At 74.1% G+C, this 24,614-nt stretch carries 23 protein-coding genes; 10 read left to right on the plus strand and 13 right to left on the minus strand.

The window, feature by feature from the left end; translation table 11 throughout:
• Positions 1-38: 38 nt before the first annotated feature.
• Positions 39-1,367 (minus strand): 4-aminobutyrate--2-oxoglutarate transaminase, encoded by a 1,329-nt coding sequence (gene gabT / locus AB0H75_RS04995; protein WP_367790561.1) that lies wholly within the window; start codon positions 1,365-1,367, stop codon positions 39-41.
• Between the two features lie 92 nt (positions 1,368-1,459).
• Here gabT and AB0H75_RS05000 point away from each other — a divergent pair, with 92 nt between their 5' ends.
• Positions 1,460-3,028 carry a PucR family transcriptional regulator gene (locus tag AB0H75_RS05000; RefSeq protein ID WP_367790564.1) on the plus strand — a complete coding sequence of 523 codons (1,569 nt, stop codon included), beginning with the start codon at positions 1,460-1,462 and terminating at the stop codon, positions 3,026-3,028.
• Here AB0H75_RS05000 and AB0H75_RS05005 read toward each other — a convergent pair.
• On the minus strand, positions 2,991-3,623 hold the full coding sequence (locus AB0H75_RS05005) for a TetR/AcrR family transcriptional regulator (protein ID WP_367790567.1): 633 nt from the start codon (positions 3,621-3,623) through the stop codon (positions 2,991-2,993). The genes AB0H75_RS05000 and AB0H75_RS05005 overlap by 38 nt on opposite strands.
• 291 nt (positions 3,624-3,914) lie before the next feature.
• Here AB0H75_RS05005 and AB0H75_RS05010 point away from each other — a divergent pair, with 291 nt between their 5' ends.
• Positions 3,915-5,342 (plus strand): aldehyde dehydrogenase family protein, encoded by a 1,428-nt coding sequence (locus AB0H75_RS05010; RefSeq protein WP_367790569.1) that lies wholly within the window; start codon positions 3,915-3,917, stop codon positions 5,340-5,342.
• Positions 5,343-5,391: 49 nt separating this feature from the next.
• Here the strand turns inward: AB0H75_RS05010 and AB0H75_RS05015 are convergent, their stop codons facing one another.
• From AB0H75_RS05015 to dxr, 4 genes are all read right to left on the minus strand, one after another.
• Complete coding sequence (locus tag AB0H75_RS05015) at positions 5,392-5,910, minus strand: GNAT family N-acetyltransferase (protein ID WP_367790572.1); 519 nt, start codon at positions 5,908-5,910, stop codon at positions 5,392-5,394.
• Between the two features lie 128 nt (positions 5,911-6,038).
• The gene (locus AB0H75_RS05020; protein ID WP_367790575.1) at positions 6,039-6,971 is read right to left on the minus strand and encodes an aminoglycoside phosphotransferase family protein; all 933 of its coding nucleotides are present in this window, start codon (positions 6,969-6,971) and stop codon (positions 6,039-6,041) included.
• A gap of 102 nt (positions 6,972-7,073) precedes the next feature.
• Entirely contained in the window at positions 7,074-8,249 is a 1,176-nt protein-coding gene (gene ispG / locus AB0H75_RS05025) for a flavodoxin-dependent (E)-4-hydroxy-3-methylbut-2-enyl-diphosphate synthase (protein ID WP_367790578.1), read from the minus strand.
• A gap of 39 nt (positions 8,250-8,288) precedes the next feature.
• Positions 8,289-9,485, minus strand: coding sequence for a 1-deoxy-D-xylulose-5-phosphate reductoisomerase (gene dxr / locus AB0H75_RS05030; RefSeq protein WP_367790581.1), 1,197 nt, complete (start codon positions 9,483-9,485; stop codon positions 8,289-8,291).
• A gap of 288 nt (positions 9,486-9,773) precedes the next feature.
• On the opposite strand from dxr, the gene AB0H75_RS05035 reads away from it, so the two are divergent.
• The 4 genes from AB0H75_RS05035 to AB0H75_RS05050 all read left to right on the plus strand — a co-directional run bounded on the left by AB0H75_RS05035 (position 9,774) and on the right by AB0H75_RS05050 (position 14,573).
• Complete coding sequence (locus tag AB0H75_RS05035) at positions 9,774-10,934, plus strand: serine protease (RefSeq protein WP_367790584.1); 1,161 nt, start codon at positions 9,774-9,776, stop codon at positions 10,932-10,934.
• 118 nt (positions 10,935-11,052) lie between these two features.
• Positions 11,053-12,744, plus strand: a complete 1,692-nt coding sequence (locus AB0H75_RS05040) for an alpha/beta hydrolase (RefSeq protein ID WP_367790587.1) — start codon at positions 11,053-11,055, stop codon at positions 12,742-12,744.
• An 86-nt stretch (positions 12,745-12,830) separates the two neighbouring features.
• Positions 12,831-13,673, plus strand: coding sequence for a GNAT family N-acetyltransferase (locus tag AB0H75_RS05045; RefSeq protein WP_367792324.1), 843 nt, complete (start codon positions 12,831-12,833; stop codon positions 13,671-13,673).
• Positions 13,674-13,730: 57 nt separating this feature from the next.
• Positions 13,731-14,573, plus strand: a complete 843-nt coding sequence (locus AB0H75_RS05050; protein WP_367790590.1) for an NmrA family NAD(P)-binding protein — start codon at positions 13,731-13,733, stop codon at positions 14,571-14,573.
• A gap of 6 nt (positions 14,574-14,579) precedes the next feature.
• Here the strand turns inward: AB0H75_RS05050 and AB0H75_RS05055 are convergent, their stop codons facing one another.
• From AB0H75_RS05055 to AB0H75_RS05065, 3 genes are read right to left on the minus strand one after another with little or no spacing between them, the layout of a single operon-like run.
• Positions 14,580-14,957, minus strand: coding sequence for a DUF3037 domain-containing protein (locus AB0H75_RS05055; RefSeq protein WP_367790593.1), 378 nt, complete (start codon positions 14,955-14,957; stop codon positions 14,580-14,582).
• On the minus strand, positions 14,954-15,763 hold the full coding sequence (locus AB0H75_RS05060) for a HipA family kinase (protein ID WP_367790596.1): 810 nt from the start codon (positions 15,761-15,763) through the stop codon (positions 14,954-14,956). Before AB0H75_RS05060 ends, AB0H75_RS05055 begins: the two co-directional genes overlap by 4 nt.
• Positions 15,764-15,806: 43 nt before the next feature.
• Positions 15,807-16,055 carry a hypothetical protein gene (locus AB0H75_RS05065; RefSeq protein ID WP_367790599.1) on the minus strand — a complete coding sequence of 83 codons (249 nt, stop codon included), beginning with the start codon at positions 16,053-16,055 and terminating at the stop codon, positions 15,807-15,809.
• Positions 16,056-16,120: 65 nt separating this feature from the next.
• Between AB0H75_RS05065 and AB0H75_RS05070 the strand changes: the two genes are divergently transcribed.
• Positions 16,121-16,468 (plus strand): MarR family winged helix-turn-helix transcriptional regulator, encoded by a 348-nt coding sequence (locus AB0H75_RS05070; RefSeq protein WP_367792327.1) that lies wholly within the window; start codon positions 16,121-16,123, stop codon positions 16,466-16,468.
• 6 nt (positions 16,469-16,474) lie between these two features.
• Here AB0H75_RS05070 and AB0H75_RS05075 read toward each other — a convergent pair whose 3' ends face one another.
• On the minus strand, positions 16,475-17,347 hold the full coding sequence (locus AB0H75_RS05075; RefSeq protein WP_367790602.1) for a TIGR03619 family F420-dependent LLM class oxidoreductase: 873 nt from the start codon (positions 17,345-17,347) through the stop codon (positions 16,475-16,477).
• Positions 17,344-18,591, minus strand: a complete 1,248-nt coding sequence (locus AB0H75_RS05080; protein WP_367790604.1) for an LLM class flavin-dependent oxidoreductase — start codon at positions 18,589-18,591, stop codon at positions 17,344-17,346. Before AB0H75_RS05080 ends, AB0H75_RS05075 begins: the two co-directional genes overlap by 4 nt.
• Positions 18,592-18,681: 90 nt before the next feature.
• Between AB0H75_RS05080 and AB0H75_RS05085 the strand changes: the two genes are divergently transcribed.
• The 3 genes from AB0H75_RS05085 to AB0H75_RS05095 all read left to right on the plus strand — a co-directional run bounded on the left by AB0H75_RS05085 (position 18,682) and on the right by AB0H75_RS05095 (position 23,183).
• Positions 18,682-19,512, plus strand: coding sequence for an LLM class F420-dependent oxidoreductase (locus tag AB0H75_RS05085; RefSeq protein ID WP_367790607.1), 831 nt, complete (start codon positions 18,682-18,684; stop codon positions 19,510-19,512).
• A 9-nt stretch (positions 19,513-19,521) separates the two neighbouring features.
• Positions 19,522-20,928, plus strand: coding sequence for a protein kinase (locus AB0H75_RS05090; RefSeq protein ID WP_367790610.1), 1,407 nt, complete (start codon positions 19,522-19,524; stop codon positions 20,926-20,928).
• Between the two features lie 107 nt (positions 20,929-21,035).
• A complete protein-coding gene (locus AB0H75_RS05095; protein ID WP_367790613.1) occupies positions 21,036-23,183 on the plus strand; it encodes a PASTA domain-containing protein in 2,148 nt (715 codons plus the stop codon).
• Between the two features lie 18 nt (positions 23,184-23,201).
• On the opposite strand, the gene AB0H75_RS05100 is transcribed toward AB0H75_RS05095, so the two are convergent.
• Entirely contained in the window at positions 23,202-23,864 is a 663-nt protein-coding gene (locus tag AB0H75_RS05100; RefSeq protein WP_367790617.1) for a Gfo/Idh/MocA family oxidoreductase, read from the minus strand.
• Positions 23,865-24,014: 150 nt separating this feature from the next.
• A complete protein-coding gene (locus AB0H75_RS05105; protein ID WP_367790620.1) occupies positions 24,015-24,545 on the minus strand; it encodes a TetR/AcrR family transcriptional regulator in 531 nt (176 codons plus the stop codon).
• Between the last annotated feature and the right edge of the window lie 69 nt (positions 24,546-24,614).

Consider the following 24,614-nt stretch of genomic DNA (forward strand, 5'->3'; position numbering starts at 1 on the left):
ATCCAACCACAAGTTGGATGCCCGAGATCGAGGGATATCTACAGTTCGGCGATGGCTTTCTCAAGGATCCCCAGGCCCTCTTCCAGCAGGTGCTCGGGGATCACCAGCGGGGGCAGGAAGCGCAGCACGTTGCCGTACGTGCCGGCGGTCAGCACCAGCAGGCCCTCGGCGTGGCAGCGCTTGACGACGGCCTGGACGGCGGTGGGGTTCGGCTCCTTGGTGCCGGGCTCGACCAGCTCGATCGCGATCATCGCGCCCCGGCCGCGGACGTCGCCGATCACGTCGAAGCGCTCCTTCATCGCCTCCAGGCGGGGGAGCATGATCTCGCCGACGCGCCGGGCCCTGGCGACCAGGTCCTCCTCCTCGATGGTCTCCAGGACGCCGAGCGCGGCCTCGCAGGCCAGCGGGTTGCCGCCGTAGGTGCCGCCGAGCCCGCCCACGTGGACCGCGTCCATCAGCTCCGCGCGGCCGGTCACGGCGGCCAGCGGCAGGCCGCCCGCGATGCCCTTGGCGGTGGCGATGATGTCGGGCACGACGCCCTCATCCTCGCAGGCGAACAGGTGCCCGGTACGCGCGAAGCCGGTCTGCACCTCGTCGGCCACGAACACGATGCCGTTGGCCCGGCAGAACTCGGCGATGCGCGGCAGGAAGCCCCGGGCCGGCACGATGAAGCCGCCCTCGCCGGCGATCGGCTCGATGACCACGGCGGCCACGTTCTCGGCGCCGATCTGCTTGGTGATCGCGTCGATGGCCTGCGCGGCGGCCTCCTCGGCGCAGTTCTCCGGGCCCGTCGGCCAGCGGAACGGGTAGGCCAGCGGCACCCGGTACACCTCCGGTGCGAACGGCCCGAAGCGGTGCTTGTAGGGCATGTTCTTGGCGGTCAGCGTCATCGTCAGCAGCGTGCGGCCGTGGTAGCCGTGGTCGAAGACGACGACCGCCGGGCGGCCGGTGGCGTGCCGGGCGACCTTGACGGCGTTCTCGACGGCCTCGGCGCCCGTGTTCACCAGGAACGTGCGCTTCTCGTGGTCGCCGGGGGTCAGCTCGTTCAGCTTCTCGCAGACCCGGACGTACGACTCGTACGGGGTCACCATGAAGCAGGTGTGGGTGAAGTCCGCCACCTGCTTGCGTACCCGCTCGACGACCTTGGGAGCGGCGTTGCCGACGTTCGTCACGGCGATGCCGGAGCCGAAGTCGATCAGCGAGTTGCCGTCGGCGTCCTGCACCACGCCGCCGCCGGCGCGGGTGACGAAGACCGGCAGCGTGGTGCCGATGCCGGGCGGGACGGCGGCCTGCTTGCGGGCCAGCAGCTCCTGGGACTTGGGGCCGGGGATCGCGGTCACGACGCGCCGCTCCTGCGGAATGCTCATGTCTTCGACGCTACGACCGCCTCCCACCTGGGCCGATACGTCGATATGGCACACTGGGGGTGCCCGTCTTCGCCGGAATGGACAAAACCCGCATGCCGCCTACGCTGCAGACCGTCGTGCGCCGGATGGGCCTGCGGCCGCTGGCCGGGCCCGCCGCGCTGGACGGGGTGGTGGTGCGCTGGGTGGCGGTGAGCGAGCTGGCCGATCCCACGCCGTACCTGGAGGGGGACGAGCTGCTGCTGACCACCGGGCTGCGGCTGGCGGGCGATCTGGAGGGATATGTCGGGCGGCTCGTGGCGCGCGGGGTCGCCGGGCTCGGCTTCGGCGTCGGGGTGTCGCACGAAGGGGTGCCCGGCGCGCTCGTCGAGGCCGCGCGGCGGGCGGGGCTGCCGCTGCTGGAGGTGCCCAGGGAGACGCCGTTCATCGCGATCGGCAAGGCCGTCAGCGAGCTGCTGGCCGCCGAGCAGTACGAGGAGATCACCCGGGCCTTCGCCGCGCAGGGCCGGCTGACCCGGGCGGCGCTGCGGCCCGAGGGCATGCACGCGGTCATCGACCGGCTGGCCAAGGAGGTCGGCGGCTGGGCGGCGCTGCTCGACGAGAGCGGCGGCGTCCGGCACGCCACGCCCGGCGCGCGCACCGGAGCGGTCGCGGCCGAGCTGGCCCGCCTCCAGGATCCGCGACCGGTGGAGGACGGCGGGCGGGCCCTCGCGAGTCTGGCGTTGTCCGGGCCGGGAGAGCACATCGTGGTGCAGCCGCTGGGCGGGGGCGGAGGCGGGGGCGGCGCGCGGCCGCGCGGGTTCTTCGCCGTGGGGGCCGGGAAGCCGTTCCCGCCGGTCACCCACACCGTGATCAACGCCGCGGGCTCCCTCCTCACGCTCGCGATGGAGCAGGGCCGCGCCCAGGCGGCGGCCGAGCGCCGGGTCCGCGCGGCGGTGCTGGACCTGCTGCTGTCCGGGGCCGCCGAGCAGGCGCGCGGCGTGCTGGCCGCGCTCGGCGGGCGGCTGCCCGACCCGCCGCTGCTGGTCCTCGCCGCGCCGGCCGACGCCCTCGACGCCCTGGAGCCCCACGCCTTCACCGCCCCCGCCGCGGACGGCACCGCCCTCGCCCTGGTGCCCGAGGCGGCGGCCGACGACGTGGCGCGGGAGGCGGGCGGCGCGCCCTGCGGGGTGAGCCTGCCCGCGACGTACCGGCCGGCCGCCCTCACCACCGCCATCGACCAGGCCCGCCGCGCGCTGGCCGCCGCCACCCGGCCGTCCGGCCCCGGCGGGCAGGGGGAGCGGCAGGGGGAGCGGCAGGGGGAGCGGGGCCGGGTGGTCCGGTTCGGGGAGCTGGCCGGGCAGGGCCTGCTGGGGCTGCTGGACCCGGCCACGGCCCAGGCGTTCGCCACCGCGCTGCTGGCCCCGCTGGCCGCGTACGGCTCCCGGGCCGACCTGATCGGGTCGCTGCGCGCGTACCTGGAGTGCAACGGCCACTGGGACGCCGCCGCCCAGCGGCTCGGCGTGCACCGCCACACCCTGCGCTACCGCATGCGCCGGGTGGGCGAGCTGCTGGGCCGCGACCTCGACGATCCCGGCGTGCGGGCCGAGCTGTGGCTGGCCCTGGAGGCGGCCCGCCGCCATCCCGCTACTGCTGCTTCTTCTTCTCCTGCAGATAGCAGCTGATGACGGCCGTGGTCACGGCCTCGTACGTCCGCCCGTCGCGCAGGTGCCCGGCCCGCTCCAGGCTGATCGCGCCCTGGGCGGCGGCCCACAGCGCGTCGGCGATCTTGCGTGGCTGCGTGGGTGCCAGGTGGCCGGCCGAGATGCAGTCGGCGATCACCCGGTCGAGGATGTTGAGCGCGGCGCGGGCCAGCGTGCGGGCCCGCTCGCTCGGCTCGAAGCCGGGGATCGCGCGCTCGAACATCAGGCTGTAGTAGCCCGGCTCCGACAGGCACGCCTGCCGGTACGCAGGACCCAGGGCGTACAGGTGCTCCAGCGGGTTGCGCCGCTGCGGCACGGCCTCCAGGAAGCGGCGGAAACGCTCGAACCCCTCCAGATAGAGCGCCTCCGCCAGCCCTTCCCGGTTGCCGAACATCGTGTAGATCACCGTCGTGGTGCATCCCGCCTCGGCGGCGATGCGGCGCATGGTCAGGCTCTCCGCCCCGTCCGTCCCGAGCAGGTTGACCGCCACGTCGAGCAGGCGCGAGCGCAGCTCGTCGTGGCTGGCGCGCTCGCCCAGGAGGTAGGCGCCCTGCAGCCCCAGCGGCACGGAGGTCATGCGACCTCCCTCATCGCCAAGGAGCTCTGCGTCCTTGTGACCTCACGTTGTTCGGTCACGGGGCCCACGCCTTTCTGATCGGGGGCCCGCCGCGCTTGGAGACCCGCTCCCGATGACTTAGCCAAGGCGGAGATCCCTCAAACCCCTCCGCATGGTAAACATCCCGAATTAGGTCTACTTCTGTTACATGTTGGGTATACAACGGAGCTTGTACTTAACGGTGAGCGCTCCCGAGGCTCTTGTGCATCGTGGTGTAGATCCCCTATCACCGCCTTGGCATAACGTCGTCGTATGGACGTGCGTACCTTCTGGCTGAACGGCCGCCCGGCGGCCGGGGACTCCGAGCTCACTGTCACCAACCCCCACGACGGCCGGGAGGTCGGCCGGCACTCCGTGCCCACCGACGCCCAGGTGGAGGAGGCCGTCGCGGGCGCCCACGCGGTGGCCCGGCAGGCCGCCGCCCTGCCCGTGCACGTACGGGCCGAGGCCCTGGCCCACGTCTCGCGCCGGCTGGCCGAGCGGGCCGACGAGATCGCCCACCTCATCACCGCCGAGAACGGCAAGCCGATCCTCTGGGCGCGTGGCGAGGTCTCGCGGGCCGTGGCCACGTTCCGCTTCGCCGCCGAGGAGACCCGCCGCTGGTCGGGCGAGGTCCAGCGGCTCGACACCGAGCCGGCCGCGGCCGGGCGGCTCGCGTACGTCTCGCGCGTGCCCAAGGGCCCGGTGCTGGCGATCACCCCGTTCAACTTCCCGCTGAACCTCGTCGCGCACAAGGTCGCCCCGGCCATCGCGGTCGGCGCGCCGGTCGTCGTCAAGCCCGCCCCCGCCACGCCCCTGTCGGCGCTGCTGCTCGGCGAGATCCTGGCCGAGACCGACCTGCCCGCCGGCATGTTCTCGGTGCTGCCCCTCCCCAACGAGCGCGCCGCCGCCCTCGTCACCGACCCGCGCCTGCCGGTGGTGTCGTTCACCGGCTCCGCCCCCGTCGGGTACGCCATCGCCGACCAGGTGCCGCGCAAGCACGTCACCCTGGAGCTGGGCGGCAACGCGGCGGCCGTCGTGCTGGCCGACGCCGACCTCGACTGGGCCGCGCAGCGCATCGCCCTCTACTCCAACTACCAGGCCGGGCAGAGCTGCATCGCCGTCCAGCGGGTGATCGTCGAGCGGCCCGTCTACGACGCCTTCGTCGAGCGCCTGCTGCCCGCCGTGGACGCCCTCGTCACCGGAGACCCGGCCGACGAGAAGACGCAGGTCGGCCCGCTGGTGTCGGAGGCCGCCGCCGAGCGGGTCGAGCAGTGGGTGCGGGAGGCCGTCTCCGCCGGGGCCCGCGTGCTGACCGGCGGCACCCGGGAGGGCGCCACGATCGCCCCGACGGTGCTCGCCGACGTCCCGCACGACGCCAAGGTCGCCTGCGAGGAGGTCTTCGGGCCCGTCATGATCCTGCAGCCGGCCGACTCGATCGACGAGGCGTACGCGATGGTCAACGACTCCAGGTACGGGCTTCAGGCCGGCGTGTTCACCCGCTCGCTGGACGCCGCCTTCCGGGCGAACCGGGAGCTGGAGGTGGGCGGCGTCATCATCGGCGACGTGCCCTCCTACCGGGCCGACCAGATGCCGTACGGCGGGGTGAAGGACTCCGGCGTCGGGCGCGAGGGGCTGCAGGCGGCGATGGAGGACCTGACGTACGAGAAGGTCATGGTCCTGACCGGCCTGACGCTCTGAGCGGAACCCCGCTCCCGGGACCGGCCGTCCCGAGGGCGGGGCGGCCGGGTCAGAGCCGGCGGTAGTAGACCACGACCGGGAGCGCGACGCACCCGAGCCGGTCGTACAGGGCACGGGCGGGCGCGTGGAAGGGATCGCCGCCGGTGCCGATCTCGACCACCTCGGCGCCGTGCTCCCGCAGGGCGCCGAAGGCGTGCTCGCACAGCGCGGTGCCGAGACCGTGCCGGCGGCGCGCGGAGCCGACGGCGAGGTGGCTGATGACGCCGTTCCTGCGCGCAGGATCGACGCTCCAGGCCACGTAGCCGGCGATCCCGGAGCCGGGGGCGGGCTCGGACCCGGGCTCTGGCTCGGCCACCGCGACGTGCTTGTGCCGGGCCGGGTCGTGCAGCCCGGCCAGCTGCCGGTGGTAGTCGCCGCGCCAGTCGCCGCGCCAGTCGCCGTGCTGGTTGGCGAAGACGGCCTCGCCGACCAGCGGGCGGAAGTGCTCCTCGTAGAAGGGGCCGAACGTCTCGATGGTCAGCTCGGTGACGCGGGCCAGGTCGTCCTGGACGAAGGGGCGGATACGCATGGAGGTGCGCCTTTCGGCTGAGGGCTTGGAAACGGGCAGCGGCAGGCCCGCTCACGGCCTGTCACCGGCCGCGAACCGGCCCTCAGCGGCGGACGAACCCCGCGGCGAAGCACTCCATGACCCGCATCCTAACCCCGCTGGGCGAAGCGGTCGTGGTCGGCCAGGACCTCATTGATCACGCGCCGGGAGTCGGCGGCCTGCTCCTCGTCGCCGGAGTCGAGGGACTGCGACAACACCAGCAGGGCCTTCCACAGCGCCCAGCCCCTCGCGCGCGCCCAGGCGCCGTCGTCATGGCCGCCCGCCTCCCGGAAAGTCTCCCGGAACGCCTCACGGCTCGCGCCGCCGAACGTCGTCCACGCGATCACCAGGTCGCAGGCCGGATCGCCGACGCCCGAGGTGCCGAAGTCGATGACGGCGGTCAGCTCGCCCCCGGAGACCAGCAGGTTGCCGGGGGCGATGTCGCCGTGGAACCACACCGGCTCGCCACGCCACTCCGCGGCCAGGGCGGCGTCCCAGACGGCGGTGGCCCGCCCGGTGTCGACCACGCCCTTGAGCTCCTTCAGGCAGCGGCGGGTCTCCTCGTCGTAGTGGGCGGGCGGCGCTCCCCGGTAGAAGCTGTGCGCGCCCGCGAGCGGCCCGCCGGTCGCGTCGCACCGCCGCAGCGCGAGGACGAACTCCGCCACCGCGACCGCGAACCGCGTCAGGTCGCCGACGCGCCCCCGGGCCGCCGTCTCGCCCTCGATCCAGCGACGGACCGACCAGGGGAACGGGTAACCCTCGCCGGGCTCGCCCTGGGCCACGATCTCCGGGACGGCGACCGGCAGCGACGGCGCCAGCCGGGGCAACCACCGGTGCTCCTTCTCGACGGCGGGCACGTAACCGGCGGCGGTGGGCAGCCGGACGGTCAGCTCCGTGCCCAGCCGGTAGGTCCGGTTGTCCCAGCCGTCGATCTCGACCGGCGTCACGGGCAGCTCGGCCCACTGCGGGAACTGGGCCGCGATCAGCCGCCTCACCAGCGCGGCGTCGATCCCGGCACGGCCGTCTCGGGTAGTCGTCGTCATCGGATCGATCATGACCTTCGGCGTTCCCGCCGCGCAACCGGAAATCGGCGCGGCGACGGGCCGCCGTGCCCGGGCGAGTCGTGCCCGGGCGCCCCCTGGGGCTCAGCTCACCGTGACGACCGGGCCGGAGGTGGCGGGGGAGTCGTCGTCGAGGTCGATCTCGACGCCCATCTCCTCGGCCAGCCGCAGGGCCTCCTCGATCAGGGTCTCCACGATCTGGGACTCGGGGACGGTCTTGATGACCTCGCCCTTGACGAAGATCTGGCCCTTGCCGTTGCCGGAGGCGACGCCCAGGTCGGCCTCGCGGGCCTCGCCGGGGCCGTTGACGACGCAGCCCATCACGGCCACCCGCAGCGGCACCTTCAGGCCCTCCAGGCCGGCCTGCACCTGCTCGGCCAGGGTGTAGACGTCGACCTGGGCGCGGCCGCAGGACGGGCAGGAGACGATCTCCAGGCCGCGCTCGCGCAGCCCCAGGGACTCCAGGATCTGGATGCCGACCTTGACCTCCTCGACCGGCGGCGCGGACAGGGAGACACGGATGGTGTCGCCGATGCCCTCGGCGAGCAGGGCGCCGAAGGCGACGGCGGACTTGATGGTGCCCTGGAAGGCCGGGCCCGCCTCCGTCACGCCCAGGTGCAGCGGGTAGTCGCACTTGGCGGCCAGCAGGCGGTAGGCGTTGATCATGACGACGGGGTCGTTGTGCTTGACCGAGATCTTGATGTCGCGGAAGCCGTGCTCCTCGAACAGCGAGCACTCCCACAACGCGGACTCGACCAGCGCCTCGGGGGTGGCCTTGCCGTACTTCTGGAGCAGGCGGGGGTCGAGGGAGCCGGCGTTGACGCCGATGCGGATGGGCACGCCGTGGTCGGCGGCGGCCCTGGCGATCTCGCCGACCTTGTCGTCGAACTTCTTGATGTTGCCCGGGTTGACCCGGACGGCGGCGCAGCCCGCCTCGATGGCCGCGAACACGTACTTCGGCTGGAAGTGGATGTCGGCGATGACGGGGATCTGCGACTTCTTGGCGATGAGGGGCAGGGCGTCCGCGTCGTCTTGGGACGGCACGGCCACGCGCACGATCTGGCAGCCGGACGCGGTCAGCTCCGCGATCTGCTGCAGGGTGGAGTTGACGTCGGCGGTCACCGTGGTCGTCATCGACTGCACCGAGACGGGCGCGTCGCCGCCCACGGGCACGTTGCCGACCATGATCTGGCGGGAGTGGCGGCGTTCGGCGAGCGGCTTGGGGCGGATCGTCGGGATGCCGAGAGCTACGGAAGACATTTCAACCCTTACTGTGACGACGGTTTCAAGTTTATGTAGCTAGCGGGACTGTCCGGCTGTGAGTTCCGCCGCACGCGCGCGGGCCCAGGCGTCGGCCGCCAGCACCTCGTCGAGGGACTCGGCGGCGGTGACCTGGTGCTCCTCGACCACCCGGGCCACGGTGTCGACGATCGCCAGGAACGGCAGCCCGCCGCGCATGAACGCCGCCACGCAGACCTCGTTGGCGGCGTTGTAGACGGCGGGCGCGGTGCCGCCCTCGGCGCCGACGTGCCGGGCCAGGGCGACCGAGGGGAACGCCACGTCGTCGAGGGGCTCGAACGTCCACGTGTGGGCCTTGGTCCAGTCGACGGCCCTGGCCGCGCCCGGAACGCGGTGCGGATGGCCGAGCGCGAGCGCGATCGGCAGGCGCATGTCGGGCGGGCTGGCCTGGGCGATGGTGGAGCCGTCGACGTACTCGACCATGGAGTGGATGATCGACTGGGGGTGGACCACCACCTCGATGCGGTCGAAGTCGAGGTCGAACAGCAGGTGCGCCTCGATCACCTCCAGCCCCTTGTTGACCAGGGTGGCGGAGTTGATGGTGATGACCGGGCCCATGGACCAGGTGGGATGGGCCAGCGCCATCTCGGGGGTGACCTCGGCCATCTCCTCGCGCCGCCGCCCGCGGAACGGGCCGCCGCTGGCGGTGACCACGAGCCGCCGCACGCTCGCCGGGTCGTAAGCCCGCGGCCCCGCCGCCCACAGGCACTGCTGCAGCGCCGAGTGCTCGGAGTCGACGGGCAGGATCTGCCCGGGGGCGGCCAGCCGCTTGACCAGCGGGCCGCCGATGATCAGGGACTCCTTGTTGGCGAGGGCCAGCGTGCGGCCCGCCTCCAGCGCGACCAGCGTGGAGGTCAGCCCGAGCGCGCCGGTGATGCCGTTGAGCACGATGTCGCACTGCCAGGCCGCCACCTCGGCGACCCCTTCGGGACCGGCCAGCACCTTGGGCCGGGCGCCGCGCGCGGCCAGCGCCTCGCGCAGCGCGGGCACCGCCGCCGGGTCGGCCACCGCCACCGCCTCGACGCCGAACTCGGCCGCCTGCCCGGCCAGCAGCTCGATCCTGGCACCGCCGGCGGCCAGCGCCGCGACCCGGAAGCCGCCGGCGGCGGCGACGTCGAGGGCCTGGGTGCCGATGGAGCCGGTGGAGCCGAGCAGGACGACGGACCTGGCCGGGGGGCGGAGGGTCTCTGCATGCACCAGTCCATTGTCCCTGGTGCGGAGCGTGTCCGGGCACGCGGTGCGGGACGTCCGGGATCCGCCCATGTGAGGGGTGGGAGATGAGGGAGCGGTTTTACCGCCGAATATCGCACTATCGGTATGCACATATCCCAAGAAAGCCGGATATTGTGCCGATTACTTTCCCGGCCCCAAATCCGGTTCCGGTGGGTACGTAATACGCCCGGGCCGCGCTGACCAGCGGCGCACTCCGAGCAATTTACCGATAGTAGTCACAACGACACGAGCGGTGGTGCAGACTTGGGGGGCATGACCCTGAGCACCCCCCTGCTTGCGGCGGCTCCGCTGCTGGCAGGGCTGATGGGGCCCGCCCTCATCGGCGCGGCGGCCCCCGGCCCGTGGCAGGCCGCCCCAGCTCCGGCCGGCCCGCCCGTCCACCACTACCAGACCCGGCGCCCGGCCGCGGGCCCGCTCGCCGGCCGCACCTCGTCCGGGCCCGCATCCCCGCCGCCGGGGCCCGCGTCCGGGCACGTCGTCGAGCACGTGGCCGCGCGCACCACCGCCGAGCAACGCCGCGTGCTCGACTACTGGACGCCGGAGCGCATGGCCAACGCCCTGCCCATCGGCCTGCTCGACCTCGTGACGGGCGGCGACCTGCTGGGCGGGCTGACCGGCCGCCCCCGGCCCGCGGCCGCGTTCCCCCGGCTGGGCGCGGTGCCGGTCGTGCCCGCCCTCGCCGCCTCCGCGCCGCGCGGCCCGCAGGCGGCCCGCGCGCCGAGGTCCGGCACGGTCGGCGCCCGCTGGGGGGCGGGCGGCGCGGTGGCCAGGACCACCGGGCGGGTGTTCATGACGGTGAACGGCGCCGACTTCGTCTGCTCGGCCAGCACCGTCAGGAGCGCCAGCAGGGACGTGGTCGTCACCGCCGGCCACTGCGTCAAGGACGGCACCGGCCAATGGGCCCAGAACTGGACGTTCGTGCCGGGTTACGGCACGCGCGGCAGCCACCCGTACGGCCGCTACGCCGCCCGCCGCATGTTCGTCACCGGCCCGTGGGCGCGCCGCGCCGACGACGACTACGACATCGGCATGGTCGCGCTGGCCACCTGGGGCGGCCGGCACGTGACCGACGTGGTGGGCGGCCAGGACATCGCCTTCAACGCGCCGCGCGGCGGGCAGGCGTACGGCTTCGGCTACCCGGCGGACCCGCCGTACCGGGGCGACCGCCTGGTCTACTGCGCCGGGCGGCTGCGCGACGACCCGTACAAGCAGAGCCGCGACCAGGGCCTGGGCTGCGCCATGACGGCCGGCTCCAGTGGCGGCCCCTGGCTGACCGGCTTCGACCCGGCCTCCGGCCGGGGCCGGATCACGTCGCTGAGCAGCTTCAAGTACACCGACGACCCGCGCACCATGTACGGCCCCTACTTCGGCGCCATCGCCAGGGCCCTGTTCGACACCGCCCGGCGCGGCTGACCCGCGGACACGCCCAGGCATAGGACGATTACGGGTTGGCAAGCTTTTCCCCATACCCGCCGTCACCACCCGGCCACGCACGGGAGCATCGCAGGGCCTACGACAGGAAGGGGGCCGGGTGAAACGGGTCATGGGGGTCGTCGCCGGGATGGCGGTGCTGGTCGCGTTGGTCGCGAGCGTGGACGAGCCGGCGTTGGCCGGGGGCGCGGCGGCCGGGGCGGCGGCGGGGAACGCGGCGCAGGCGGTGCCGGTGACGCCGGTGGTCTGGGGAGCCTGCCCCGCTACGGGGGCCAAGCAGGCGGCGGGCGAGCAGGTGGCGGACGGGCGGGCGGCCCGGCCCGCCCTGGAGTGCGCCACCGTACGGGTGCCGCTCGACTACCACCACCCCGGGGGCCGGTCGATCAAGGTGGCGATCAACCGGATCAAGGCCAGAACGTCCAGGAGCGCCGACCGCCTGGGCGCGCTGCTGGTCAACCCGGGCGGCCCGGGGGCCTCCGGGCGGGCGCTGACCCAGTACGTCGCCGCCGGGCTGCCGGCCGACGTGAGCGCGCGTTACGACATCGTCGGCTTCGACCCGCGCGGCGTCGGCGCCAGCGAGCCGGCGCTGCACTGCGTCGATCCGGACGTCTTCTACCGGGCGCCGCGTCCCGACGCCGTGCCGCACACCGCCGCCGACGAGCGGACGCTGCTGGGCCGGGCCGCCGAGTACGCCCGCCGCTGCGGCGAGAAGTACTCCTGGCTGCTGCCGCACCTCACCACCGAGAACGCGGCCAGGGACATGGACGTGATCCGCGCCGCCCTCGGCGAGGAGCGGATCAGCTACCTCGGCTTCTCGTACGGCACCTACCTGGGCGCCGTCTACGCCACGCTGTTCCCCAAGCGGGTCAGGCGCCTGGTCATGGACAGCACCGTGGACCCGACCGCGGTCTGGTACCGCTCGAACCTGGCCCAGGACTACTCCTTCGAGCACCGCCACCGCCAGTTCCTCGCCTGGACCGCCAAGCACCACGACGTCTACAAGCTCGGCGGCTCGCTCAGGCAGACGCAGTTCGCCTACTACGCGATGCGCGACCGGCTGCGCACCAGGCCCGCGGGCGGCATCGTGGGCCCGAGCGAGCTGGACGACACCTTCACCATCGCCGGCTACAGCAACCGGGTCTGGCCGCAGTTCGCCGAGGCGTGGTCCGCCTACGTCCGGCGCGGCGACGCCAGGAACCTCATCGCCCTCTACAACAAGCACGGCAAGAACGACACCGCCGACGAGAACGGCTACGCCGTCTACCTCGGCGTCCAGTGCCGCGACGCGCGCTGGCCGCGCCGGTGGGCCGAGTGGCGCGCCGACATGTCCGAGGCGCACCGCAAGGCGCCCTTCCTGACCTGGCCGAACGCCTGGTTCAACGCTCCCTGCATGTTCTGGCCGGTGCAGGGCGGCACCCCGGTGGACGTGCGCGGGCCGGCGAAGCTGCCGCCGATCCTCATGCTGCAGTCCCGCGACGACGCGGCGACGCCGTACGAGGGGGCGCTGCGGATGCGGCGGCTCTTCCCGCAGGCCAGGATGGTGGTGGACCAGGGCGGCAACCACGGGGTGGCGCTGGGCGGCAACCAGTGCGTGGACCGGCACCTGGCCGCCTACCTGCGCAACGGCACGCTGCCGCGGCGCGACGCGGTGTGCGACGCGCTGCCCGACCCCCTTCCGGCCGGGTCCGGCGAGCGGGCCCCGGCGCGCCAGGCGCAGCGCACGCCGCTGCCGCTGGGCGCGGGCGGCCTCCTGGGCGTCCTCGGCATGCTCGGGCTGCCGAAGCTGGGCTGAGGTAACCGCTCCGACGTCAAGAATGGGTCACTGTGGGCTGCGCCGGATGAGCTAATCGGTGACCCTTCGCGTAGTCTGACCATGTGATGCTGCGTACATCGGCGTCGCGCGTGCTGGACGACAGCGACCGGGACGAGGTCATCGCCCTGCTGGACACCGATCCGGTCGCCAACGTCTTCGTCTCCTCCAGGGTGCGGGCCGTCGGACTCAACCCGGCCAGGCTCGGCGGGCAGATGTGGGGGTTCGGGCCGCGCGGTGCCCTCGTGTCACTCTGTTACGCGGGAGCCAACATGGTGCCGGTCAACGCCGGGCCCGAGGCGGTCCACGCGTTCGCCGACCGTGCCCGCAAGCAGGGGCGGCGCTGCTCGTCCATCGTAGGGCCGGTGGACGCGGTCTCCCTGCTGTGGGAGCGGCTGGAGCCGCACTGGGGGCGGGCGCGGGCCATCCGGTGGGCGCAGCCCGTCATGGCGATCTCACGCAAGCCGTCCGTGCCGCCCGACCCGCTGGTGCGGCGGGTGCGGCCGGAGGAGTTCGACGTCCTGCTGCCGGCGTGCGTGGCCATGTTCACCGAAGAGGTCGGCGTCTCGCCCAACCTGGGCGACGGCGGCGCGCTGTACCGCACGCGGGTGGCCGAGCTGATCAGGATCGGCCGCTCGTACGCGCGCATCGAGGACGGCAGGGTCGTCTTCAAGGCGGAGGTGGGGGCGGTCACCCCGCAGGCCTGCCAGATCCAGGGCGTGTGGGTGCACCCGGAGCTGCGCGGGCGCGGCCACGCGGCGGCCGGCATGGCGGCGGTCGTGGAGGCGGCGCGGGAGTGCTTCGCCCCTGTGGTCAGCCTCTACGTCAACGACTACAACCGCTCGGCCCGCGCCGTCTACAGGAAGGTCGGCTTCACCGAGGTCGACACCTTCATGTCGGTGTTGTTCTAGCCCGGTGTTGTTCCAGCTCGGTGTTGTTCCAGCCCGGCGGTGTTCTAGCCTGGCTCCATGATCTTAGTCACGGGAGCCACGGGGAACGCGGGCGGCGCGCTGGTGCGGACGCTCGCCGGGACGGGCACGCCGGTACGCGCCCTGGTGCGGCGGCCGGTCGAGCACCTGGCGGGGCAGCCGGCCGGCGGGCCGGTCGAGCAGGCGCTGGGCGATCTCAACGACCCCGCGTCGGTCGCCGGCGCCCTGGAGGGCGTGCGCGGCGTGTTCCTGCTGGCCGGCTACGCCCGCATGGACGAGACGCTGGCCGCGCTCGCGCGGGCCGGGGTCGAGCACGTCGTGCTGCTGTCGGCCAGCGCGGCCGAGGCCGCCGACGTGAGCAACCCGGTCTCGGCCTACCACGTGGAGTCCGAGCGGCTGGTGCGGGAGTCGGGCGTCCCCTGGACGATCCTGCGGCCGCGCACGTTCATGTCCAACACGCTGCGCTGGGCCGACCAGCTCAAGGCGGGTGACGTCGTCCGGGACTCCTTCCCCGACGTCGCCGTGGCCACCGTCGACCCCCTCGACATCGCCGCGGTCGCCGCCGCGGCCCTCACCGAGAAGGGGCACGACGGGCAGGTCTACGGGCTGACCGGGCCGGAGCCGCTGCGGCCCGCCGACCGGCTGCGCGTCCTGGGCGCGGCGCTCGGCCGCGAGCTGCGCTTCGAGGGGCTGTCCGACGAGGAGGCCAGGGCGCGGATGGTCGCCGAGGGGATGCCCGAGCCGTACGTCGAGGCGTTCATGGGCTTCTTCGCCCGCGGCGAGCTGGACGAGTCGGAGGTGCTGCCCACGGTGGAGCGGGTGACCGGCCGGCCGCCGCGCACGTTCGAGCAGTGGGCGGCGGCCAACGCGAGCCGGTTCTGAGCCTCCTCAGAGGCGCACCAGCTTGTCGAACAGGCGGGCCAGCTCGGTGTCGGGGTCGGCGGTGAGGCCGGCGTGCACGGGGCCGGCCTGCACGATCGTGCTGCGCGGCGCGGTCAGCCAGCGGAACCGGCCGCCCAGCGGCTCGGCCTCCAGCGGGCCCGGCCGCTCGCCGCAGGCCAGCTCGTACGCGGTCAGCGCCCGCCGCACCGCGTCGACGTCGGCCGCCGGGTCGAGCGCCCGCAGCCGGGCCGGGTCCAGCTCGACCCGGGCGCACAGGTAGCCGCGCGGCTGGCAGTACAGCAGCACGCCCGCGTTGATCAGCTCGCCCCGCTCCACCCTGGGGACGACGCGGATCACCGCGTACTCGTAGACGTCCCTGGTCACCGGCCGCCTCCCCGCCAGAACTCGCCGACCGACCCCGGCCCGGAGCGGTGCCGCCGAGGCTCGCCGCGCACCAGCCACCCGCCGGGCCCGTGGGCCCGGGCCAGCAGATGCTCCACGTACGCCTGCCGCACGGCGGGCGGCCCGTCGAAGCCGGGCTCGCCGTCCAGCCACTCGTCGGGGACCAGCGCCGTCACGCTCTCCAGCAGCTCGCGGCTGATCCGGCCGGCCAAGCCGGCGCCGGCGGCCGTCACGTCGCCCGCGTACGGCGCCAGCACGTGGTCGGCGGCGTCGAAGGGCCGCTGCGGGTCGGCCGACGGCCAGTTGTGGTGGAACCACAGGGACGCGCCGTGGTCGATCAGCCAGGTGTCGCGGTGCCAGACGAGCAGGTTGGGGTTGCGCCAGCTCCGGTCGATGTTGTGGATCAGGCCGTCGAACCACACCACCCGGGCCGCGAACACCGGGTCGGCCACCCACGTCAGCGGCTCGAACCCGAGCGCGCCCGGCAGGAAGTCGACCGCCAGGTTGAGCCCGGTGCTGGCCTTGAGGAGGTCCTGGACCTCCTCGTCGGGCTCGCGGATGCCGAGCTGCGGGTCGATGTCGATGAGCTTGAGCTCGGGGGTCCGCAGGCCCAGCCTGCGGGCCAGCTCGCCGGCGATGATCTCGGCGACCAGCACCCGCCTGCCCTGGCCCGCCTCGCGGAACTTCACGACGTACGTGCCCAGGTCGTCGGCCTCGACGACGCCGGGCAGCGAACCGCCCTCCCGCAGCGGGGTCACGTAACGGGTGGCTGCGATCCTATCCAGCACGACATGAGGCTATCGCCCATCGGGCATACTTTCGTCCCCGGCGTCACAGCTTTCCCGGCCGGGCCGCGGACGGGGCGAACGGATGGTCGCGGGAGGCCGCGACGGCGGCGAAGGCGTAGCCGAGCATCGCGTGCTCGTAGGCCGCACCCTCGCCGCGGCCCGGGCCCATGCTGTGGACCGCGTCGAACAGGTGGGCCGGCAGGCAGGCCCGCAGTGCCTGGACGCCGGTCCGCCTCAGGCTGACGCGGGAGCCCTGGGGGCGGTGCGCGGCCGAGGGGTCGCGTTCGTACACGGTGACGTCGAGGCCCGCCCGGCGCAGGCCCTGGGCGAGACCGAGCGCCGCCTGGCCCCCTGGGGCTGACCGCGCAGCAGGCCGCGCTGCTGCTGCACGCCGCCGGCGGGGCCGCCACGCCCAGCCGGCTGAAGGACCTGGTGGGCACCGACACGGCCGGCATGACCAGGCTGCTGGACCGGTTGCAGGCCAAGGGGCTGCTGCGGCGGGCCAGGCACCCGCACGACCGGCGCTCGGTCGTCGTGGAGCTGACCGCCGGGGGGCGGGCGCTGGTGCCCCGCCTGCCGCCGGTCTTCGGGCAGGTCAGCAGGCAGGTCTTCGACGGGTTCTCGGCCGGGGAGCTGGAGTGCATGACGGACCTGCTGCGGCGCATGCTGCGCAACCTCGCCGAGCCGCCACCGCCACCGGCGTAGGGGCGGTCAGAGCTTGGCGAGGACCTGCTCGGCGAAGCGCTCCATCGTGGCGAGCTTCAGCTCCAGCGTGCCCGCGCCGTGCCGGGCCTTCTCCTCCGGCGTGGCCAGCCACCAGGGGGCGGCCAGCGTGCCGGTCACGCCCTTGGCGGCGTAGCGGCGGTAGGTCGCGGCGTCCGGCAGCTCGGCCAGCGGGGCGATGACGTCGAACGGCTCGCCGCTCCTGCCGTTCTCGTCCAGGAGCCGGCGCAGGGTGGCCAGCACCGGATCGAGCTGCTCCTCGGTGTAGATGCGGTTGCCGATCCAGCCGTCGCCCAGCCGGGCCGCGCGCCGCAGGGCCGCCTCGCTGTCGCCGCCGACGTACACCGGGATCGGCGCGGCCGGGACCGGCGAGATCGACAGCTCCGGCAGGCCGTCGAGCGTGACGCGCCCGCCCGACCACAGCGCCCGCAGCGTCGGCAGCATGGCGTCCAGGCGGCGGCCGCGCGTGTGGAAGTCCTGGCCGGTGCCGGCGAACTCCTCCGCGCACCAGCCCACCCCGACCCCGAAGGTCACCCGGTCGCGCGACAGCACCGCCGCCGTGGACACCTGCTTGGCCACGGTGAACAGGTCGCGGGCGGGGGCGACGTACACGTTGGGGGAGAAGCGCAGCGTGCTGGTGACCGCGGCCATCGCCCCGATCGTGACCCACACGTCCGGCCAGTGCGTCGTGGCGTCCCAGCGGGGGCGGCCCGAGCGGGAGTACGGGTACGGCGTGGCGAAGTCGGCGTAGAACAGGTGGTCCGACAGCGTCAGCGTGTCGAACCCGCACCGCTCGGCCGCGCGCGCCAGCTCCAGGAACTGGTCGGTGTCGGCGAAGGAGGCCGCCAGCCAGATCTTCACCGGAACTCCGGCGCCACTTTGGTCGCGAACAGCTCCAGGTTGCGCTTGACGACGTCCAGCGGCAGCACGCCCTGCTGGCCCTGCATGTAGAGGCCGAACCACTCCAGGTCCGGCATGCGGTCGAGCATGCGCTGGATGCCGCGCTTGACGTCGTCGGGGGTGCCGAACAGCGCCATCTCGACGTCGTTCATGCGCTTGGCGTCGCCCTTCTCCGGGGAGATCGGCTCGTGCTTCTCGTCCTCCTTCTTGCGCAGCACCTCCAGGTAGCCGAAGGGGCCGAAGAAGGCGGCGAAGTCCTTGGGGATGCTGCGGCCGAAGGTGTCGATCGCCTGCTGGGTGGTGTCCGCGATGCCGACGATCTTGAGGATGCCGGTGTGCTCGCCCAGCTTGTAGCGGCGGCCCTGGCGGGCGGACTCCTCCTGGTAGAGCTTGGCCTTGGCGGCGTGGTCGTCGGGGTTGGGGGTGAACATCCACGGCAGGATGTTCTCCTGCGCGGCCCTGATCACCGACCGGTCCGAGATGGTGAACGGCTGCCACAGCTCCGGATGCGGGTCCTGGTACGGCCGGGGGCAGACGGAGACCGCGACCACCTTGCCGTCGTCGTCCAGCTCGGCGGGCGCGCCGAAGGTCCTCGTCCACTCCTGGGCGGGCCAGCCCTCGATGCCCTCGTACGGGTAGGGCACCTGGTAGTCCAGCACGTCGGACCTGTAGCGCAGCGTCTCCTGCGTCCACGCCATCTTCATGATCTTCAGCACCTCGCCGAAGACGTCGAAGTTGCGGGTGTCGGAGGCCGAGCCGTCGGAGCGGGCGGCGGCGGCGTGCCAGCGCTGGCCGAGCACGTTCATCCAGCGGTTCTGGTAGCCGCGGGCCACGCCGAGGCGCAGCCGGCCCCGGCAGAACTGGTCCAGCAGCGCCACGTCCTCGGCCGCCCTGATCGGGTCCCAGGCGGGCAGCACCAGGCCGAGCGGCGCGAGCAGGATGCGCTCGGTGCGGGCGGCGAGGTCGGTCAGGAACATCAGCGGATTGACCGAGAACTCCATGCCCTCGGAATGGAAGTGGTGCTCGGTCATCATCAGCGCGTCGAATCCCAGCCGGTCGGCGTGCACCGCTATCTCCCGCACCTCGCGCAGCAGATTCTGGTACGACTCCGTGTCCCGCCCGATCGGGCGCCGGGCCTTGGCGTTCTCCTCGGCCGCGTATCCGGAGCCTGGAATCTGCGGGTTAAGGAAGATGGAAAACTTCACCGGGGACCTCTTTCCGCGGAGTGTTCCTACGCAAGGTACTCTGGAAATCTTGGCCGAGCAATCGCTTGGTTAACTGCGAGGAGGCTCCCCATGCGGCTGGGCGTCACGATGTTCGCCACCGACCTGGCCATGCCGATCGACGAGCTGGCCAGGGCGGCCGAGGAGCGGGGGTTCTCCTCCCTGTACGTGCCCGAGCACACGCACATCCCGCGCTCGCGGCGCACGCCGTACCCGGGCGGCGGCGAGCTGCCCGAGGAGTACCGGCGCACCCTCGACCCGCTCGTGGCCCTCTCCTTCGCGGCGGCGGCGACGCGCACGCTGGAGGTCGGCACCGGCATCCTGCTCGCCGCCCAGCGCGACCCCATCGTCACGGCCAAGGCGATCGCGTCGCTCGACCACCTGTCCGGCGGGCGGACGGTGGTCGGCGTCGGGTTCGGCTGGAACGTCGAGGAGATCGAGAACCACGGCGTCCCGTACGCGGGCCGGCGCGAGGTCGCCCGGCGCCACGTCCTGGCGATGCGGGCCCTGTGGCGCGAGGAGGTGGCCTCCTTCGACGGCCTGCTGGACGGGGTCGAGCCGGCCTGGTCCTGGCCCAAGCCGCGGCGCGTCCCGCCCGTGTACGTCGGCGGCGCCGCGGGGCCGAAGCTGTTCGCCCACGTCGCCGAGTACGCCGACGGCTGGATGCCGATCGGCGGCAAGGGGATCAAGGCCGCGCTGCCCGCGCTGCGCGAGGCGTGCGAGCGGGCGGGCCGGCCGATGGCCCGCGTCATCCCGTTCGGCACCCTGCCGACCGGGGAGAAGCTCGACTACTACGCCGGGCTCGGCGTCGAGGAGGTCGTGGCCACGCTGCCGAGCGCCCCGGCCGATCAGGTGCTGCCGATTCTCGACCATTACGCCACTTTGATCACGAAGACGGCATAATGCCGGACTATGTCCGAGCTACGCCCCGATGACCCCCGGCAGCTGGGGTCGTACCGGTTGTCGCGGCGGCTCGGGCAGGGCGGCCAGGGCGTCGTCTACCTCGGCCACTCCCCGCAGGGGGCGCAGGTCGCGGTCAAGCTCCTGCACGCCAGCCTGTCCGGCGACAGCGCGGTGCGCCGGCGCTTCCTGGGCGAGGTCGAGGCCGTGCGGCGGGTGGCCGCCTTCTGCACCGCCCAGCTCCTGGACGCCGACCTCGAAGGCGACCGGCCCTACCTGGTCAGCGAGTACGTCGAGGGCCCGTCGCTGCGCGAGCACGTCGCCGCCCGGGGGCCGCGGCTGGGCGGCTCGCTGGAACGGCTGGCCATCGGCACCGCCACCGCGCTCGGGGCCATCCACCGGGCCGGGGTGGTGCACCGGGACTTCAAGCCCGGCAACGTGCTGCTCGGCATCGACGGGCCCCGGGTGATCGACTTCGGGGTGTCGCGGCTGGTGGACGCCACCGTCACCACCGGCCTGTCGCCCGTCGGCACGCCCGCGTACCTGCCGCCCGAGCAGATCAAGGGCGAGGGGGCCGGGCCCGCGGGCGACCTGTGGGCGTGGGGGCTGACGGTCGCCTACACGGCGAGCGGGCGGCACGCGTACACGGCGGACACCTACCAGGAGGTGCTGGCCCGGATCCTGTACGGCAAGCCGGACCTGGGGCCGCTGAGCGGGCGGCTGCGGGAGATCGTCGAGGCGTGCCTGGCTCCCGAGCCGGGGGAGCGGCCGGACGCGGAGGAGGTGCTGCGGCGGCTGCTGGGCCAGGCCACGGCCGGCACCGATGTCCTGACCAGCGGCGCCATGGCGGCCCTTTCTCCCCGCCCCGCGGCGTCCGCCGTGCCGGCCGGCGCGGTCACCGACCCCGACCCCACGACCAGCTTCCCGGCCGTGACCTCCGCCGTCACCCCCACCATTACCCCCACCCTTACCTCCACCGGCACCCCTGGCGGCCCCCGGCCGGCCCGCGGGTGGCGGGTCCGGCCCTGGCAGATGGTCGTCGCCCTGGCCGGGCTGGCGATGGGGACGGCCGGGTTCGTGCTCTGGCTGCGCGGCGCGGACGGCCCCGGCCTGGAGGGGACGTGGACCGGCTCGGCCGAGCACCCCAGGGCCGAGCGGGTGTTCCCGGTGGAGCTGCGCCTCGGGGCCGACGGCGCCGGCACCATGCGCTGGGGCGCCGACCTGCATTGCTCCGGCCGCCTCGGCCGCGCCCGCGACGGTGCGGCGGTGTACACGCTGGACCGGGTCGAGGGGGACGAGTGCCACCCGGGGACGCTGCGCCTGCTCCCCACCTCCTACGCCGACCAGATGGCCATCAAGGTGACACGCGCAGGTCAGGAAGAAGTGACGTATTCCGGCACGGTGACCCGCACTTCCTGACGCTCAGTGTCACGTTCAGGCAGCATTGTCCGGCGCGCGGTTGACGCCGGGCGGCCGGTTGCTTCCACTGGAGGGCAGGAACGGGTGGCGGCGAGGGGAGGCACCCGGTGCCAACGGCACGGCCGCTCAGGACGGGGGACCCGCTGCGACTGGGCGAGTACGAGCTGTCCGGGCGCCTGGGCGAGGGCGGCCAGGGCGTGGTGTTCCTCGGGTCGAGGAACGGCGAGACGTACGCGGTCAAGCTGCTGCACGGCCCCGTGGGGGACGAGCGGGCGGCGTTCCTGCGGGAGGTCGAGCTGGCCAAGCACGTCGCGAGGTTCTGCACGGCGCAGGTGGTCGACGCCGGGTTCGACGACGGCCGGCCCTACATCGTGAGCGAGTACGTGGACGGGCCGTCCCTGGCGCGCGAGGTCGCGCTGACCGGGCCGCGGCGCGGCGGCGCGCTGGAGCGGCTGGCGGTCGGCACGGCGACCGCGATCACCGCGATCCACCGGGCGGGCATCGTCCACCGCGACTTCAAGCCCCAGAACGTGCTGCTCGGCTCGGACGGCCCCCGCGTGATCGACTTCGGCCTGGCCCGCGCGCTGGACGCGGCGGCCACGGTGAGCGGCAGGGGCGTGGGCACGCCGGCGTACATGGCCCCCGAGCAGATCACGGCCTCCGCCGTCACCGGCAAGGCGGACGTCTTCGCGTGGGCCGCGACGATGTGCTTCGCCGCGAACGCCACCGCCCCCTTCGGCCAGGACTCCGTGGCCCCGGTGCTGCACCGCATCCTCACCGCGCCGCCCGAGCTGGGCCGGCTGGAGGGGCGGCTGCGGGCGCTGGTCGAGGCGTGCCTGGACAAGGACGCCAGGAACCGGCCGGGAAGCAGGGAGCTGCTGTTCGAGCTGCTGGGGGACTCCTCGGCCGGGCTGCCGCCCGAGGTGCTCGCGACGCCGCCCCCGCACCTCCTGCGGGCCGCGTCCCCGCCGGTGTCCCTGGTGCCCGAGCAGCGCTCCCCAGCCGCCGAGCCGGCCGCCGGGCCGGTCGCCGAGCCGGCCGCCGGGCCGATCGCCGAGCCGGCCGCCGAGCCGGCCGCCGGGCCGATCGCCGGGCCGATCGCCGGGCCGGTCGCCGAGCCGGAGGCCACCGGCACGCCCGGCGGCTACCTGCTGCCGGGCGGCGACGCCTCGCGCGAGACGGCCCTGGCGGGCGGCGGCGCGGGTGGCGGGAGCGGCGGCGCGGGCGGGCGCCACGGCAGCACGGTGACCGGCCCTCCCCGCGACCGCGACGGCCGGAGCGTCGTCACCCGAGGGGACCCGGCCAGGAGGGCCGGCTGGCTGCGGGCGGCTCTCGCCGTCTGCGTCGCCCTCCTGGCGACCGCCGCCGTCCTGCTGGCCGTCCTCGTCCCCACCCTCGCCAGGAACGGCCAGGCCGCGCAGGTGGCCGGCCCGCCCGCCCCGTCCCGGCCCGCGCCGACGCAGCCGGGCGGCACGGTGCCGATCGGCTCCGCCACCCGGCCCCGGCACAGCCATCAGAACCTCCAGAACCCGGCCGCCGACCCGCCCACCGCGGCGCAGCCGGGCACCGATCCCGCCACCGCGCTCCCCGGCGGGGTCACCGTCCCGCCGCTGGCCGGCCTCGACCGGGCCGGCGCGATCAGGGCCATCAAGCGGGCCGGTCTGGTCCCGGGAGCCGTCACCCAGGCCGACTCGCCGCGCAGGATCGGCCAGGTCCTGTCCAGCCGGCCGGCCGCCGGCACGCGGGCGGCGAAGGGCACCAGGGTCGCGCTCCAGGTGTCGGCCGGCCTGCCCGTACCGGCCGTGGTGGGCCTGCGGCGCGAGGCCGCCGCGTCCGCCCTGGTCGCGGCAGGTCTCAGGGCCGGCGCGGTCACCCGTACGTGCTCGGCCCAGCCGGACGGCCGCGTCGTCGCCGCCCGGCCCGGGCCCGGCACCCGCGTGGCGGGCGGCACCGCAGTCGCGCTGACGTTGTCCCGCAGGGGCGCGGCCGTCCCGTCGGTGGTCGGCCGGTCCCGCGACTCCGGCCGCGCCGTCCTGCAGTCGGCTGGGTTCACCGTGCGCGTGCAGGGCCAGGTGGTGAGCGACCCGGCCCGGGTGGGCACCGTCCTCGCCCAGAGCGTCCAGCCGGGCACCTGCGCCAGGACCGGCGCCGCGATCGTGCTCACCGTCGGGTCGCAGGGCCAGCCCAGCCCCGGCCCCGGCGAGCCGTCCAGCACCCCCACCGCCCCGTCGGGCGGCAGCGAGGAGTCCACCTGACCGGGGGTCGGGCCGCCTTCACGGCCGGGGGGTTCCCTCCAGGGTGACGATCTCGCCGTCGCCGTCGATGGAGCCGTGGGTGCGCAGGGCCGCCAGCACGCCCTCCTCCGAGACGTCGTCGGTGAGCACCGACACCGGCCAGGCGTCCCTGCCGGCCAGCGGCAGGTGGAGGCGCTTGGCCGAGTACGGGCAGCCGGGTTCCGCCGCGCAGTCGAGGCAGCGCTCGGCCGCGCCGGCGGGCCGGTTCTCGGGGCGGAAGTGCTTCAGGCCGCCGAAGGAGGAGACGCGGGTGACCCGCCTGCCGGTCAGGTGGACCAGCCAGTCGAGGTCGTGGCAGGACTTGGCGAGCAGCATGAACGTGGCCTCGTCGGTGCGCCGCCAGTTGCCCCGCACGTACGAGTGCGCCTGGTGCCACCAGCCGACCGGCTCCAGGTGCTGGATGCTGACGATCTCGCCGACGCGGCCGGAGTCGAGCAGCGCCTTCAACACCCGCGTGTACGGCGTGTAGCGCAGCGCGGCCGGCTCGCGCCAGCCGGCGTAGGGGGCGGCCCCGGGGAAGCGGGCCCGGCGGCCGGCCAGCGGGTCGGCCACGGCGACCACGCGGCCGCGGCCCGACGCGGCGGCGTGGCGGGCGTAGGCGGCGCCCCGCGCGCCGGCGCCGACGAGAGCCAGGGTGACCATGACGGCCTCCACTCGGGTAACCGGCTGACACACACGTATGTCGCCATGCTGTGATCCGGCCAGTGGCCGGCAAGGGGGAGTCGGGGGAAAGGGTCCCGCACGTGACCGGGCCGCGGCCGGGAGGTTCTGGAGCCGGTCGGGAGCCCGCGGTCAGAGGGCTTCGGTGGCCCGCAGCAGCACCGCCCTGACCTCGTCCTCCGGCAGGTCCATCGTCCTGGCGACGCCCCACTGGAGCGCGCCGAGCAGCGCCCAGCAGCGTACCTTCGTGGCGGGGTCGGGGTCCTCGCCGGCCAGCTTGGCGAAGATGCCGTCGCGGAAGGTCCGGATGGCCGCCGCCTCGGAGTCGGGCGACACGGGCGAGACCGCGTCGTCGCCCGCCAGGTCCTCCATGAACAGCCGGATCACCGACCGGTAGCGCACCGCGAACCCGACCAGCGCCACCACGAACTCCCGCCGGTCGGCGTGGTCGCCGCCGAGCAGCGCCAGCATGTCGCCGGCCGCCGGGGACAGCAGCTCCGAGGCCAGCCGGTCCTTCGGGTGGAAGTGGTAGGCGACGGCGGTCTTGGTGAGCCCGACGGCCGCGGCGATGTCGGCGAGGGAGGTGGCCGCGTAGCCGCGCTCGGCGAACAGCTCTCTGGCGGCCGCCAGGATCCGGGTGCGCGTGTCGTCGGCTGTGGTCATCGTCTCATTTCCCTGCGGGAGACGGCCTTCCGGATGGTTCCGTCTTATCGTATGTCCTGTACGACCGTA

The sequence above is a fragment of the Nonomuraea sp. NPDC050783 genome (genome assembly GCF_040802095.1).
Classification (GTDB): domain Bacteria; phylum Actinomycetota; class Actinomycetes; order Streptosporangiales; family Streptosporangiaceae; genus Nonomuraea.

What these genes read in the sequence shown, in the direction of transcription:
- gabT (WP_367790561.1), bottom strand. Translation starts at nt 1,367, where the DNA reads ATGAGCATTCCGCAGGAGCGGCGCGTCGTGACCGCGATCCCCGGCCCC.
- AB0H75_RS05000 (WP_367790564.1), top strand. Translation starts at nt 1,460, where the DNA reads ATGCCGCCTACGCTGCAGACCGTCGTGCGCCGGATGGGCCTGCGGCCG.
- AB0H75_RS05005 (WP_367790567.1), bottom strand. Translation starts at nt 3,623, where the DNA reads ATGACCTCCGTGCCGCTGGGGCTGCAGGGCGCCTACCTCCTGGGCGAG.
- AB0H75_RS05010 (WP_367790569.1), top strand. Translation starts at nt 3,915, where the DNA reads ATGGACGTGCGTACCTTCTGGCTGAACGGCCGCCCGGCGGCCGGGGAC.
- AB0H75_RS05015 (WP_367790572.1), bottom strand. Translation starts at nt 5,910, where the DNA reads ATGCGTATCCGCCCCTTCGTCCAGGACGACCTGGCCCGCGTCACCGAG.
- AB0H75_RS05020 (WP_367790575.1), bottom strand. Translation starts at nt 6,971, where the DNA reads ATGACGACGACTACCCGAGACGGCCGTGCCGGGATCGACGCCGCGCTG.
- ispG (WP_367790578.1), bottom strand. Translation starts at nt 8,249, where the DNA reads ATGTCTTCCGTAGCTCTCGGCATCCCGACGATCCGCCCCAAGCCGCTC.
- AB0H75_RS05035 (WP_367790584.1), top strand. Translation starts at nt 9,774, where the DNA reads ATGACCCTGAGCACCCCCCTGCTTGCGGCGGCTCCGCTGCTGGCAGGG.
- AB0H75_RS05045 (WP_367792324.1), top strand. Translation starts at nt 12,831, where the DNA reads ATGCTGCGTACATCGGCGTCGCGCGTGCTGGACGACAGCGACCGGGAC.
- AB0H75_RS05050 (WP_367790590.1), top strand. Translation starts at nt 13,731, where the DNA reads ATGATCTTAGTCACGGGAGCCACGGGGAACGCGGGCGGCGCGCTGGTG.
- AB0H75_RS05085 (WP_367790607.1), top strand. Translation starts at nt 18,682, where the DNA reads ATGCGGCTGGGCGTCACGATGTTCGCCACCGACCTGGCCATGCCGATC.
- AB0H75_RS05090 (WP_367790610.1), top strand. Translation starts at nt 19,522, where the DNA reads ATGTCCGAGCTACGCCCCGATGACCCCCGGCAGCTGGGGTCGTACCGG.
- AB0H75_RS05100 (WP_367790617.1), bottom strand. Translation starts at nt 23,864, where the DNA reads ATGGTCACCCTGGCTCTCGTCGGCGCCGGCGCGCGGGGCGCCGCCTAC.
- AB0H75_RS05105 (WP_367790620.1), bottom strand. Translation starts at nt 24,545, where the DNA reads ATGACCACAGCCGACGACACGCGCACCCGGATCCTGGCGGCCGCCAGA.